This window comes from Mesorhizobium sp. 01N446, from assembly GCF_056399285.1.
On the sequence record NZ_JBFTRA010000006.1, the window covers coordinates 226,221 to 239,783 of the forward strand.

The 13,563-nt window shown below is 65.0% G+C and carries 13 protein-coding genes; 4 read left to right on the forward strand and 9 right to left on the reverse strand.

Annotated elements, in window-relative coordinates; all coding sequences use genetic code 11:
* Positions 1-134 precede the first annotated feature (134 nt).
* Genes hisG through hisS form a run of 3 tightly spaced genes read right to left on the reverse strand, consistent with a single transcriptional unit; the run spans position 135 to position 3,459 of the window.
* Positions 135-833 carry an ATP phosphoribosyltransferase gene (gene hisG / locus AC1DPX_RS22730; protein WP_477239704.1) on the reverse strand — a complete coding sequence of 233 codons (699 nt, stop codon included), beginning with the start codon at positions 831-833 and terminating at the stop codon, positions 135-137.
* Positions 830-1,951 carry an ATP phosphoribosyltransferase regulatory subunit gene (locus AC1DPX_RS22735; protein WP_477239705.1) on the reverse strand — a complete coding sequence of 374 codons (1,122 nt, stop codon included), beginning with the start codon at positions 1,949-1,951 and terminating at the stop codon, positions 830-832. Before AC1DPX_RS22735 ends, hisG begins: the two co-directional genes overlap by 4 nt.
* Positions 1,952-1,962: 11 nt before the next feature.
* Complete coding sequence (hisS, locus tag AC1DPX_RS22740; RefSeq protein ID WP_477239706.1) at positions 1,963-3,459, reverse strand: histidine--tRNA ligase; 1,497 nt, start codon at positions 3,457-3,459, stop codon at positions 1,963-1,965.
* A 248-nt stretch (positions 3,460-3,707) separates the two neighbouring features.
* On the opposite strand from hisS, the gene AC1DPX_RS22745 reads away from it, so the two are divergent.
* On the forward strand, positions 3,708-3,959 hold the full coding sequence (locus AC1DPX_RS22745; RefSeq protein WP_477239707.1) for a hypothetical protein: 252 nt from the start codon (positions 3,708-3,710) through the stop codon (positions 3,957-3,959).
* 47 nt (positions 3,960-4,006) lie between these two features.
* Positions 4,007-4,396 carry a hypothetical protein gene (locus AC1DPX_RS22750; RefSeq protein WP_477239708.1) on the forward strand — a complete coding sequence of 130 codons (390 nt, stop codon included), beginning with the start codon at positions 4,007-4,009 and terminating at the stop codon, positions 4,394-4,396.
* A 3-nt stretch (positions 4,397-4,399) separates the two neighbouring features.
* Here the strand turns inward: AC1DPX_RS22750 and AC1DPX_RS22755 are convergent, their stop codons facing one another.
* The gene (locus AC1DPX_RS22755; RefSeq protein WP_095786844.1) at positions 4,400-5,038 is read right to left on the reverse strand and encodes a DNA-3-methyladenine glycosylase I; all 639 of its coding nucleotides are present in this window, start codon (positions 5,036-5,038) and stop codon (positions 4,400-4,402) included.
* A gap of 215 nt (positions 5,039-5,253) precedes the next feature.
* On the opposite strand from AC1DPX_RS22755, the gene AC1DPX_RS22760 reads away from it, so the two are divergent.
* Together AC1DPX_RS22760 and AC1DPX_RS22765 are read left to right on the forward strand one after the other, a co-directional pair.
* A complete protein-coding gene (locus AC1DPX_RS22760; protein WP_202355865.1) occupies positions 5,254-5,994 on the forward strand; it encodes a L,D-transpeptidase in 741 nt (246 codons plus the stop codon).
* Positions 5,995-6,259: 265 nt separating this feature from the next.
* Complete coding sequence (locus AC1DPX_RS22765) at positions 6,260-7,180, forward strand: bifunctional 5,10-methylenetetrahydrofolate dehydrogenase/5,10-methenyltetrahydrofolate cyclohydrolase (protein WP_202355866.1); 921 nt, start codon at positions 6,260-6,262, stop codon at positions 7,178-7,180.
* A gap of 182 nt (positions 7,181-7,362) precedes the next feature.
* Here AC1DPX_RS22765 and glcF read toward each other — a convergent pair whose 3' ends face one another.
* The 5 genes from glcF to AC1DPX_RS22790 all read right to left on the reverse strand — a co-directional run bounded on the left by glcF (position 7,363) and on the right by AC1DPX_RS22790 (position 13,427).
* On the reverse strand, positions 7,363-8,682 hold the full coding sequence (gene glcF / locus AC1DPX_RS22770; protein WP_477239709.1) for a glycolate oxidase subunit GlcF: 1,320 nt from the start codon (positions 8,680-8,682) through the stop codon (positions 7,363-7,365).
* Positions 8,683-8,691: 9 nt separating this feature from the next.
* Positions 8,692-9,897, reverse strand: a complete 1,206-nt coding sequence (locus tag AC1DPX_RS22775) for an FAD-binding protein (RefSeq protein ID WP_477239710.1) — start codon at positions 9,895-9,897, stop codon at positions 8,692-8,694.
* Positions 9,894-10,478: an ASCH domain-containing protein gene (locus tag AC1DPX_RS22780; protein WP_477239711.1), complete on the reverse strand. Its 585-nt coding sequence runs from the start codon at positions 10,476-10,478 to the stop codon at positions 9,894-9,896. Before AC1DPX_RS22780 ends, AC1DPX_RS22775 begins: the two co-directional genes overlap by 4 nt.
* A 4-nt stretch (positions 10,479-10,482) precedes the next feature.
* Positions 10,483-11,979 carry an FAD-linked oxidase C-terminal domain-containing protein gene (locus AC1DPX_RS22785; RefSeq protein WP_202355870.1) on the reverse strand — a complete coding sequence of 499 codons (1,497 nt, stop codon included), beginning with the start codon at positions 11,977-11,979 and terminating at the stop codon, positions 10,483-10,485.
* Between the two features lie 125 nt (positions 11,980-12,104).
* Entirely contained in the window at positions 12,105-13,427 is a 1,323-nt protein-coding gene (locus AC1DPX_RS22790) for a DUF3422 family protein (RefSeq protein ID WP_477239712.1), read from the reverse strand.
* Positions 13,428-13,563 lie beyond the last annotated feature (136 nt).

Here is a 13,563-nt window from a genome sequence, read left to right on the forward strand (position 1 = left end):
TTTCCTCCCAGGCCGCGCCCGAGTCTATCAGCCCGGCACGGCAGTGGAAATCCTGTCGATGGTCGTGAAGACACGGAGGAACCGCCTCCGTCCCCGATTCACTCGACTGCTCTGCAGAGGGGATGGCGCCGACGTTACGCGGCTATGGAAGCCATCTTCGCAGCGATCTCGCGCAGGAGCGACTCATCCGCCGTCGAACGATCTTTGCTCGATGCGACCAGACAGGCCTGCGACTTCAGCACGACACCGTCGCCCAGCACCTTGAGATGGTTGGCGCGCAGCGTCGAGCCGGTGGTGGTGATGTCGACGATGACGTCGGCCAGCCCGGCCGCAGGCGCGCCTTCGGTGGCGCCCAGGCTTTCGACGATGCGATAGACCTGGATGCCGTGTTTCTGCGAAAAGAACTGCTGCGTCAGCCGCCAGTATTTGGTGGCGATGCGCAGCCGCCGGCCGTGGCGCTGGCGGAAATCGGCGGCGACATCGTCGAGATCGGCCATGGTATCGACATCAAGCCAGATCTCGGGCACCGCCACCACGACATCGGCGTGGCCGAAGCCGAGTCGGGCTACGATTTCGGCGCGGGCCTCCCAGTCGGCGAGATTTTCGCGCACCAGATCCTCGCCGGTGATGCCGAGATCGACGGCGCCCTGGCCGATTTCGCCTGCAATCTCGGAAGCCGACAGGAAAGCGACCTCGACATTGTCCAAGCCTTCGACGCGGGCGTGATACTTGCGCTGGTCGCCGGGCAGGCTGATGGCGAGGCCGGCCTTGGCCAGCACGTCCAGCGCCTGTTCCTTGAGCCTGCCCTTCGATGGGATCGCCAGCGTGATCATGGTGCCGTCTCCCGCAGCGCCTCGATGCGGTCGAGCCAGACGGAAAAGCCGACGCCGGGGATCGCCGTCCTGGCGCCAAGCAGCGTCAGCAGCCGGTCATAGCGGCCGCCGCCGGCCAGGGGACGATCGCCGCCTTGCGCCGCGATTTCGAAAACCACGCCGGTGTAATAATCGAGCGGACGGCCGAAGGCGGCGTCGTAGCGGATTTTTTCAGCCGGCAAGCCATGCGCCTCGATCGCCTTGGCACGGGCGGCGAATTTCTCCAGCGCGGCGCCCAGCAACAGCCCGGCGCCGGCGGCAAAGCTTTCCAGCGCCCCAGCCGCGCCATCGAGCGGCACGTCGATCGCCAGAAAATTCTTCAGCGCCGCGAAGGCCTCGTTCGACARCCGCACGCTGCGCAATTCGGCTTTCTCGATCAACCGCCGCGCAATGTCCGTGGGCGAGCGTCCGGCCGATGCCGACAGGCCGGCCTGTTCCATGCCGCCGGCGATGTGCGCCGAAAGACCTTCGAGATCACCGTCGAGGACAAGGGCGGCGACTTCGCCGGAAAGCTGGCCGTTGCGCGGCGGGTTGGCGAGATCGGCGAGTGCCGCCTGCAGCATCGGCGCCGATCCGAAGGCACGGGCCAGCCGCATGCGCCAGCCGCGCGGCAGGCCGAGTGCGGCAAGCACCGCTTCGAAGATGCCCTGATCGCCCAGTGTGACCGCCAGCGACCGACCGGGCAGAACCAGCGAAAGCAGCGCATGCGCGTCGGCCACGGAGCGGGCATCGGCTTGCGCAGTATCGCGGTCGCCGAGATCCTCAATGCCGGCCTGGAAAAACTCGTTGCCACCTTCGCGGCGCTGGCGAAACACTTCGCCCAGATAGGAATAGCGGCGCGGCGTGCCGGCCTGCGAGCTTATGTGGTCGAGACAGACCGGAATGGTGAATTCCGGCCGCAGGCACAATGTCTGCCCGGTCTCGCTTTCGGTGAGGAAGATGCGGCGGCGCAAATCCTCGCCGGCCATGTCGAGGAAAGGGTCCGCCGGCTGCAGGACGGCGACCTCGACCGCATGCGTGTTGCGCGCCGCGAAGAGGTTTGAGATGTCGGCTGCGATGGCGGGGAAGCGGGAGGTCACTGGCCGCGCTCTTATTTCGCGCGGTCGGCAGCCTGCGCCGCCAGGATCTTCTTCACCTCCGCAACCAATTCACCTTCCGCCACCGTCACCTGCGCCGGGCGCGCGGCGCGCCATTCGGCGTTGTCGGTGATTTCGGCGGACATGCGCGCGCCTTCGATCAGGTCCTTGATCTGCAGCTCGCCCTTGGCGCGCTCGTCGCCGCCCTGGATGATGGCGACTGGGCAACCACGCCGGTCGGCATATTTCAGCTGCGCCTTCATGCCGGCGCCGCCGAGATACATTTCGGAACGGATACCGGCGGCGCGCAATTCGCTCACCATCTTCTGGTAGCGGCCGAGGCTTTCGGTGTCCTTGTCCATGACCAGGACGACGACCGGTGCGATAACATCGGCGCTGTCGAGCTTGCCTAGGTTCTTCAGCGCCGTCATCAGCCGCGACACGCCGATCGAAAAGCCGGTCGCGGGCACCGGCTCGCCGCGGAAGCGCGAAACCAGGCCATCATAGCGGCCACCGCCGCCGACCGAGCCAAAGCGCACGATCTGGCCGTCCTCGTTGGGGATTTCGGCCAACAGCTCGGCCTCGAAGACCGGGCCGGTGTAATATTCCAGCCCGCGCACCACCGAGCGGTCCATCGCGATGCGGTCTTCGCCATACCCCGCCGCCCTGACCAGGGCTTCGATGGTCGCGAGTTCGCCGACGCCCTCCTGATAGGTCGCGTTCGAATTGACCATGGAATCCTGGCCGGCTTGCGCGTTTCTCGCGGTTGCCTGGAGAACTGCCTCGGCTTGCCCGTTGTTCAGCCCGGCACCCTTGGCGAAATCGCCCTCGCCTTCCTTGCCGCCATCCCAGCGCCCCGGGCCGAGCAGAAGCTTCACGCCATCCGGCCCGAGCTTGTCCAGCTTGTCGATGGCGCGCAGCACGGTCAGCCGGCGGCCGGCATTCTCCTCGCCGCCAAGGCCGRTCGCCTCGAGCACACCGTCGAGCACCTTGCGGTTGTTGACGCGGATGACGTAGTCGCCGCGCTTGATGCCGAGCGCTTCCATGACATCGGCCATCATCATCGCCATTTCGGCGTCAGCGGCGACGCCCGGCGTGCCGATCGTGTCGGCGTCGAACTGCATGAACTGGCGGAAGCGGCCGGGGCCTGGCTTCTCGTTGCGGAACACCCAGCCGGAGCGGTAGGTGCGGTAGGGTTTTGCCAGGCGCTCGTAATTCTCGGCGACAAAACGCGCCGTCGGCGCGGTCAGGTCGTAGCGCAGCGACAGCCACTGGTCGTCATCGTCCTGAAAGGAGAACACGCCCTCGTTCGGCCGATCCTGGTCGGGCAGGAATTTGCCGAGCGCATCGGTGTATTCGATCAGCGGCTGGTCGGCGGGTTCGAAACCGTAGAGCTCATAGACCGAGCGGATCGTCGCCATCATCTTCTCGACGGCGCGGATGTCCTCGGCGCTGCGGTCGGCAAAACCGCGTGGCAGCCGCGCTTTCGTCTTTTCGGATTTATCGGCCATGAGATGGGCACCCGGTGTTTCGTAGCATTGCGTCGACAGGAAATTCCTATTCCGCAGCGCGCGTTTCCTAACCGATGCTGCCGATAGCGGCAAGGGTAGGCACCTCGCATGACGCCCGACGAGGATCGGGAGAAGTCGAACCTCTCTGAAACAGAAACGCACCGAAAATGAAACAATCCCGCCATGGGCGCGGCATCGTGCCGACACAATCGGAGCCGATATAGCGCAGGACTCAAAGGGTTCGGGACATGACCAGCGCAGTGAAATTCCATGCCAACAGCGACGCCAGCGAATTGCCGGCGCGGCTGCGCCCGGCCGGCACCCATGCGCCGAAAATGATTGGCCAGGCTGCCGGGCCGTTCGACGTGCCGGCCGACACCGGCAAGGGGCCCTCGATGCGCGACGCATTGGTGACTGGCCTGCTGGTGATCTATCCGACGGTTGCAACGGTGGTGGCGATCGTTGCCGGGCTGTTCCTGGCCAGCGTCAACGGCACCTGAAACTGCCCGCCTCGCCGGGTACCATATTTCTGATCGGGGGATTGAGCATGCGACTGGGCTACGCATACGCACTTGGCTGCGCATTTTTACTCGCGGTGGCCAACCCGGCCGGTGCCGCTGGCTGCAAGCCYGGCGATGCGGGCCGTGCCGGCCACTATTATCTGCGTGGCGTCATGGAGGTCGGCTCCGAACTGCTGCTCAAGAAGGACGGCAGCTTCGAATTCATGCTCGCCTATGGCGCCAATGACCAATACGGCAAGGGCTGCTGGGTCAAGAAGGGATCGACCGTCGAGGTCATCCCGGCCGGCCGCAGTTCGGCATCGACACATCACACGCCCGACGACAGCGGCTTCAGCGGCCTGGTGCTGACCATTTCCGGCGGCAGCCTGGTGTGGGACATCAATGGCAGCGGGCATAAGGGACGGTTCGAGAGGTGAACCCTACGTCGGCCGTTTGAAGGCCTTGCGTTCCTTCTCGACCTGCTTGCGGCAGACACACCCTTCGAGATGGTCGTTGACCAGCCCCATGGCCTGCATGAAGGCATAGACCGTGGTCGGCCCGACAAAACTCCAGCCGCGCTTCTTCAGTTCCTTCGAGATCCGCACCGAGACCGCCGTCGTCGGATTGGCGCGCAGATGGGCGAGGTCGACAATTTCAGGCCGCTCCGCCTTGCCGGGTTCGAACTTCCAGAACCAGGCGGCGAGCGAGCCGAACTCGTCGACCATTTCGCGAGCGCGTTTGGCGTTGTTGATGGTCGAGACGATCTTGCCGCGATGGCGGATGATGCCGGCATTGCCGAGCAGGCGCTCGACATCCTTGTCGGTGAAGGCAGCGACCTTGTCGAAATCGAAACCGGCGAAGGCCTCGCGGAAATTCTCGCGCTTGCGCAGGATGGTCAGCCACGACAGGCCCGACTGGAAACCTTCAAGGCAGATCTTTTCGAACAACCTGCGGTCGTCGGCCACCGGCCGGCCCCATTCATGATCATGATAGTGCAGATAGTCGGGCAGGTTGCCGTGCCAGAAGCAGCGGGCGACCCCGTCGGGACCGGCAAGCAGGCCGGTGTTTTCATTGCTCATAGCGAAAAATCCATCCGTTAACGCGCTTTTGCGCTGCCTTTACCGCGGCTTTACCAGATTCCTGAACCCGGCGGTAACCACACCAAAAGGTTTACTGACAGAACCGCATTTTACGCATTCCGATTCATGTTTCGGTTGCTGCTTGCGCGCCAATGATCCCCCGAGCCGGGGAGCGTTTCCACCCGGTTGTATCAGACGATCAAGGTGCGTTCCCGATGAAGAGAGTTTTGTTTTCCGTGCTCGGCGCCGCGGCTCTGTTTGCCGGCGTCACACCCGCGGCCGCTGGCGACCGCTATGCCGACAGGCCGCCGGTGATGGTGAGCCCGGACCTTTCCGCCCCCTGGGTGCTGCAGCTTGGCAATGCGCCCGGCATCGTGCGGCAGAACCGCCAGGCCGTGCAGCAGCCGCGCCTGCGCTATGCGCAACCGGCGCAGCCAGACCGTGTGCAGACGGCGGCCGTGCAGCAGCCGGCAAAGCGCATGGCGATGCGCCCGCAGATCAACCCGATCTACCTGCCGCAGGAAGTCGCCTATGACGGCCCGCAGAAGCCGGGTACCATCGTCATCGATACGACGCAGAATTTCCTCTATCTGGTCGAGAAGAACGGCAAGGCACGGCGCTACGGCGTCGGCACTGGCAAGCCCGGCTTCGAATGGTCGGGCACGCACAAGATCACCAATAAGCGCGAGTGGCCTGACTGGCGCCCGCCGGCGCAGATGATCAAGCGCGAGGCCGCCAAGGGCCGTTATCTGCCGACCTATCTGGCCGGCGGTATCGAGAACCCGCTCGGCGCCCGGGCGCTCTATCTCGGCACGACCGAATATCGCATCCACGGCACCAACCAGCCATGGACGATCGGCGGCGCGGTGTCGTCGGGCTGCATCCGCATGCGCAACGAGGACGTTGTCGACCTCTACGAGCGGGTCAATGTCGGAACCACGGTCGAGGTGATATAATAGCGTCAGCGAATCACTTGGTCAGGAAACACATCGTTTCCTGAAGCCGGAAGGAATAACGGGGGACGGGCCGTATGGGGATGCGGTCGGTCAAGAAGGGCAGCGCGGGAAACCGCGCTGCCCTTCTTTTTTGATCGGCGTCCCGTAGCTGCGACAAAGCCCGCGTCGTTGCGTCGCGCAGAAGGCATGGCGCTTCGCTTTCATACTGCCATTTTCGACGGTCTTTTGCTATGTCGGCGCCAACGCAAGAAAAGAGCCCATCCCCATGTCCCTGCCCGACGACAGCCGCTATCTGAAGGGCGGCCCGGTTGCCCAGCGCATCATCGCCGCCGTGCGCGAGGATGCGGCGATTGCCAAGGCCGAGGGTTTTCCACCAAAGCTGATCTCGATCACCGTCGGCGATACCGATGCGGTTGACGTTTACGTGCGCAACCAGCGCGCCAAGGCCCAGCTTGCCGGCATCGATTTCGAGGAGCGGCGTTTTCCCGCCACCATCACCTCGGGTGAACTGGAAGCGGCCATCCATGGCCTGAACGCCGATCCGCGCGTCACCGGCATCATCATCCAGCGGCCGGTTCCGGCGCATATTTCGGTCAAGACGCTGCAGGCGGCGGTGCATCCGCTCAAGGATGTCGAGGGGATGCACCCGGCCTCTATCGGCAACATCGTCTACAACCAGCTCGATCTGGCGCCCTGCACGGCGGCCGCCTCCGTCGAATTGCTCAAGGAAACCGGGCTCGACCTCAAGGGACTGGAAGTGGTTGTCGTCGGCCATTCGGAAATCGTCGGCAAGCCGATTGCTTTCCTGTTGATGAGCGAAGGCGCGACGGTGACGGTCTGCCACCACATGACGCGCTCGGTCGCAGCACACGCGCGCCGCGCCGACGCGCTGTTCGTCGCGGTGGGCAAGCCTCGGCTGATCAAGGCCGACATGGTGAAGCCAGGAGCTGCCGTCATCGATATCGGCATCAATTCCGAGATCGGACCCGATGGGACGAGCCGCATCGTCGGCGACGTCGACACCGACAGCGTGAAAGACGTGGCCTCCTGGATCACGCCGGTGCCGGGTGGCGTCGGCCCGATCACGGTGGCGATCCTGCTGCGCAACACCATGGTGGCGCTCAGCCGCCAGCGTGCGCTCTATGAGGCGACCTACGGCACGGCGGACCGGCTCGCGGCGGAATAGGACAGGGCGGCGCCAAGCCCCCTCACCCAGCCTCCGCTTCGCTCGGCTGACCTCTCCCCCGAGGGGAGAGGAGATTGTCAACGCCGGCGCGCTTCCTCTTCTCCCCTCGGGGAGAAGGTGGCCGCGCAGCCGCCGGATGAGGGGGACCGCCGCCGATCTCAGGGCGGCAACGCGGACCTTACTCAGCCGCGACCTCTCTCTTCAGGAACACCATCCGGCTTCGGCCCGCCATAGGCCCAGTCCAACAGCTTGATCGTGTGCACCACCGGCAGCTTCGCCGCGGAGGCGATCTGCGTGATGCAGCCGATGTTGCCGGTGGCCACGATCGAAGCGCCAGTGGCCTCGATGTTTTTCACCTTGCGGTCGCGCAGCCTGGCCGAAATCTCGGATTGCAGGATGTTGTAGGTGCCGGCGGAGCCGCAGCACAGATGGCCTTCGCGCGGCTCGCGCACGACGAAGCCGGCCTTGGCCAGCAACTCCTTCGGCTGTCGGATGATCTTCTGGCCGTGCTGCATGGAGCAGGCCGAGTGATAGGCGACGACCGTGCCCGGCTTGCGCACCGGCTCCGGCATATCAAGAGCGGCCAGATATTCTGTGATATCCTTGGCCAGCGCCGAGACGCGCGCGGCCTTGTCGGCATAGGCCTGGTCGAGCCGCAGCATGAAGCCATAGTCCTTGATCGTCGTGCCGCAACCGGACGCGGTGACGATGATGGCGTCGAGCCCGCCCTGGTCCATGGCGCCCGTCCAGGCATCGACATTCTGCCTTGCCGAGGCAAGGGCTGCCTCTTCGCGCCCCATATGATGGACCAGCGCGCCGCAGCAGCCCTCGCCCGGCGGCACCACGACCTCGACGCCGAGGCGTGTCAGCAGTGAAATCGTCGTGTCGTTGATGGCGGGATCGAGCACCGATTGCGCACAGCCGGTGAGGATGGCGACGCGGCCCTTTTTGGCGCCCTGCCCGGCATGAACGCCCGGCAACGCATTCGGCGAGGCTACCGGGATCGAGGCCGGCGCGAGCTTGAGCATGGCGGCGAGCGGTTTCAATGCCGGAACTTTTTCGAACAGGCCGATGAAGGGCTTTCCCAGCTTCGCCAGTTTGAGCGCGGCGCGAAAGCGCTGGGGATAGGGCAGCACGAAGGCCAGCATGGCGCGGGTCAGGCGGTCGAGCAACGGCCGCTTATAGGTCTCCTGGATGTGCGCGCGGGCATGATCGACCAGATGCATGTAGTTCACGCCCGAGGGGCATGTGGTCATGCAGGCAAGGCATGAAAGGCAGCGGTCGATATGGGTGACGATCTCCTTGTCGGCCGGACGGCCGTTCTCCAGCATGTCCTTGATCAGATAAATGCGCCCGCGCGGCGAATCGAGTTCGTTGCCGAGCGTCACATAAGTCGGGCAAGTGGCGGTGCAGAAGCCGCAATGCACGCACTTGCGCAGGATCTTCTCCGATTCCGCGACATGCGGGTCGGCAAGCTGGGCGGATGAGAAATTCGTCTGCATCTTGAAGTCCTAAGCCATACGGCCGGGATTGAGGATGTTCTTCGGGTCGAATTCCCGCTTCAGCCGCTGGCTGAGCGCGGCCAATGCCGGCGGCTGCGGCTCGAAGACAGGCAGGGCGGCACGATGGGCGGGGGCGGCGCGCACCAGCGTCGCATGGCCGCCGCCATGTTTGCGCAACAGCCCGCGCAGCAGGGCGGCTTCCGGATCGCCCTCTTCCATGCGCAGCCACACCAGCCCGCCCTGCCAGTCGTAGAAAGCGCTGACGGCAGCCTGCATGCGCAAGGTCAGGACCATCTGATGCGCGTGAAAGGGAGCCATCGACACGCGCCAGACCGGTTTCTCGGTGCCGTCGGCGAAAGGCCTGACATCGCGGACATCGCGCCAGATCAGTTGCGAAACCTCGCCGCCAATCTCCTCCAGCCGCCCGGCCTTGCCGAGCAGCATCTTCAACGCGGCGATGCGATAGGCAACGGACGGGCCAAAGCCCTCGACACGCAGCAGCGTGGCGGCATCGCTGCCGAGCGCGCCGCCGGCAACGCGCGCGGCCATGCGTTCCGGCAAATGGGCAGCACTCGACACTTCCGCGCTGGAGCCGAGCGCCAACGCCATGGCGCTTGCCGCGGCATCGTCGAGCAAACCTCGAATGGCGAGCGTCACCTCGGTCTCGGCTGATGGCAGCACCTTGAAGGTCACGTCGGTGAAAACGGCCAATGTGCCCCAGCTGTTGGCCATCAGCTTCGACATGTCGTAGCCGGTGACGTTCTTGACCACGCGGCCGCCCGACTTGAAGGCCTCGCCGCGGCCGGACACGACGTTGATGCCCAGTATATGATCGCGCGCCGCACCCGCCTTCAGCCGGCGCGGACCGGAGAGGTTCGCGGCGAGCACGCCGCCGATCGTGCCTCTGCCGGGCTCGCCGCCAAGCAATAGGCCGTAATCCATCGGCTCGAAGGCCAGTTGCTGGCCGTTGTCCGCCAGCAGCTTCTCGATCTCGGTCAAGGGCGTGCCGGCTTTTGCCGACAGCACCAGTTCCGCAGGTTCGTAGAGGGTGACGCCGGTGAGTTTCGACAGGTCGAGCGTGTGCTCCGTCTGCAGCGGCCGGCCAATGCCGCGCTTGGAGCCGTGACCGAGGATCTCGAGCGGTGTCTCTTCTCCCACCGCCCAGGCGACGGTGGACAGAACCTCGTCTGACGTGGCCGGGGTGAAAGTCGTCAAAGCCTGTGCTCCCTGAGCTTTTCGAGCACGGCTTCGCCCCTCGGCGACAGCCGGTAGCCGACATCGAGGCTCTCGGTCAGGCCGAGTTCCTTGAGCTTGCGGACATCCTGCTTGAACTTCAGCGTTTCGACACCGGCCGCCGCAGCCAGCTCAGCTGCCCGCATTTCCGGATGGGCGCCTATTGCTTGCAGGATCGACGGGAAATAGCCGGGCGCCGCCTTGTCCCAGCGGGCAAAGCGCAGAGTCAGGGCATGCCAATCCGCATCGGAAAGCGAGGCTTCGCCGCGCAAGCCAACCCGTTCGTCGCTTTCGATGCCGTTGAGTTCGATGCGGTAGACCGGGGTGCCGTCATCAGACCCAAGCATTTCACTCAGGGCTGCGAGTGTCGGAAAGCCGGCCGCGCTCGCGTCCTTTTCGGTCAGTGCGTGCATATCCACGACCGCAATGTGGCCAATCAGCACGACGCCCGACGCCGTCCTCACCCGCCCGCCGGCCTTCACCGTCGGCCGCCTCCAGCGGCGAAAGGCGAGCGTCACTTCGCCCGACGCAATGGCCGCAAGGATCTGGCTCCGGAACAGCATCCCCTCAAAACCTCGGAATGTCCGGAAACGCCACCTGCCCCCGGTGCACATGCATGCGTCCAAGCTCGGCGCAGCGGCGCAGTTGCGGGAAGACTTTGCCCGGGTTGAGCAGATGGTTGGGGTCGAAGGCACATTTGACGCGCATCTGCTGGTCGAGATCGACCTGGTTGAACATTTCCGGCATCAGGTCGCGCTTCTCGACCCCGACCCCGTGTTCGCCTGTCAGCACGCCGCCAACCTTGACGCAGAGGCGCAATATGTCGGCGCCAAAACTCTCGGCCTTGTCGAGTTCGCCGGGAACATTGGCATCGTAGAGGATCAGCGGATGCAGATTGCCGTCGCCGGCATGAAAGACATTGGCGACGCCGAGACCGTATTTCTCCGACAGTTCGCGCATGCCGGCGAGCACGCGCGGCAGTTCCTTGCGCGGGATGGTGCCGTCCATGCAGTAATAGTCGGGCGAGATGCGGCCGACCGCCGGGAAAGCCGCCTTGCGGCCGGCCCAAAAGCTCAGCCGCTCCGCCTCGGACTGCGAGATTCGGCAGGTGGTCGAGCCGTTGCTTATGGCGATCGCCTCGACGGCGGTGATGAGATGATCGACCTCGACGCCCGGCCCATCGAGCTCGACGATCAGCAACGCCTCGACATCGAGGGGATAGCCGGCGTGGACGAAATCCTCCGCCGCATGAATCGCCGGCCGATCCATCATTTCCATGCCGCCGGGAATGATGCCGGCGCCGATAATGTCGGCGACGCACTGGCCGCCTTGCTCGCTGGTTGGGAAGCCGATCAGCAGGGCGCGCGCCGTTTCCGGCTTCTTCAGGATGCGGACCGTGACCTCGGTGACGACGCCGAGCAGTCCTTCCGAACCGGTCATGACGCCGAGCAGGTCGTAGCCTTCCGCATCGAGATGGCTGCCGCCCAGCCGCACCACCTCGCCATTCATCAGCACCATCTCGATGCCGAGCACATTGTTGGCGGTGAGGCCGTATTTCAGGCAGTGCACGCCGCCGGAATTCTCCGCGACGTTGCCGCCGATCGAGCAGGCGATCTGGGAGGATGGATCGGGGGCGTAATAAAAGCCCTCCTGCTCGACGGCTGACGTGATGCCGAGATTGGTGACGCCCGGCTGGGCGACGACGATGCGGTTGGGAAAATCGATCGCCAGGATGCGGTTGAAGCGGCTCATGACCAAAAGCACCGCGTCTTCCAGCGGCAGCGCGCCACCCGACAGCGAGGTGCCGGAACCGCGCGGCACGACGCGGATGTTGCGGTCGTTGCAGTATTTCATCACGCGGGAGACCTGCGCCACCGTCTCGGGCAGAACGACGACCAGAGGCAATTGCCGATAGGCGGTCAGGCCATCGCTCTCGAAGGCGCGCATGGCATTGGCCGCGTCGACCACGCCCTCGCCCGGCACGATGATGCGCATGTCGGCGACGATCTCGTCGCGCCGGCGCATCGTGGCGTCGTCTGGTTTCGGCATGGCCAGGCCGGACATCTGCAGCCTCACTTTGCTTGACTGGTCAAAATCTTTTACCAGTGAGGCGCATTCTTTGCAAACGCTACGGTGATGCAGCCTCCGACATCAAGGTTGGGACAAGCTTCCGCAGCGGCAATCTGCCGCTATCCGCCGGGATGCTTCGCCGGTTCGGAATGCATCCGGCGCACGCGGCGCACGCCCCACCAGACCAGCAGGATGGCGACCGGCACCGAGGCGGCGGTGACGACTTCCGGCGCGAAGGTGTGGCCGAAGATCGAGGCGCCCTTGGCAACGTAGCCGATGAGGCCGACGACATAGTAGGAGACGGCGGCGACCGAGAGGCCTTCGACGGTCTGCTGCAGGCGCAGTTGCAGGCGGGCGCGATTGTTCATCGAGGCGAGCAGGTCGCGGTTCTGCTTTTCGACCTCGACATCGACCCAGGTGCGCAGCAGCGTCGTGGCGCGGGTCAGTTTGCGCGACAGATTGGCTTGCCGCTCTTCGACCGAGCGGCAGGTGCGCATGGCCGGCGCAACGCGGCGCTGCAGGAACCCGCCCCAGGTGTCGTAGCCCGGCACGGCCTCTTCCTCGAGTGCTTCCAGCCGCTCGACGACAATGCCGTCATAGGCGCGGCTGGCGCCGAAGCGGTAGAGGCTGGAGGCAGCGTCGGCCTCCAGTTCGGCGGCAAGTTCGGTCAGGTCGGCGAGCAAAGTCTGGCTGTCGCGGGTTTCGGCGACCTTCATTTCCAGGGTGGTCTGCGCCAGCCTGTCCTCGATGCGGCGGGTGCGGCCCGACAAGGTCAGCGCCAGCGGCAGGCCGAGCATGGCGAGCGTCCGGTAGGTTTCGATGTCGATCAGCCGCTGTGACAGCGCCCCGGTGCGCGCCGCCGTCAGGCCGCGGTCGAGCACCAGTATGCGGGTCATGCCGTCGCCATCCTGGCGGAAATCGGTGACGATGGCCGCATTGCCGCGCTCGACCAGCGAGTAGCACAGGCTGGTCGGGTCGAAAGCCGCGATCAGCCGCTCGCTCGCCTGCGTCCATTTGCGGATCTCCAGCCGGATCCCCGAGATGACGGTGCCCGGCGGCGAAAAGCCGTTGCCGAAGGGCGTATCCTCCTGCGCCCTGCCGCTTTCGGAAAGCGGGCCTTCCCAGAGATAGGTCGAGAATTCCGTATGCCGTTCCCAGCGCAGCGAACCCTTGCCCCATTTCATGGCGTGATGGCGGGCCTGGCGGTCGGGCGCGGCGATGCCGAGACGCCGCGACAGTTCGGAAAGCACGGCATGGTCGACGCCGGAGCCGCCCTCGGTCATGAAGGCGAGCTGCACCAGGACGCGCGGCTTCTCGATCAGCGGATGCGGCCTGGCATGGACCTCGCCCAGCGCACCGGGCCGGCCCTCATGCGCGGGGAAACCCATGACGCTGCCCTTGGCGCGCGGCTGGAATTCGAGATTGGACGGGTCGTCTGACACGGCTTGTCCCCCGGGGTTCTCTGGACCCTCTTTCTCTGACCTTTTGGCAGTCGCGTCCCTCTAGAGCCAATAGGCGGATGACGCAAACAGCAAAGTTTAGCCGAAGGTGATATGGCATCGCGTGGCGAAACCGACG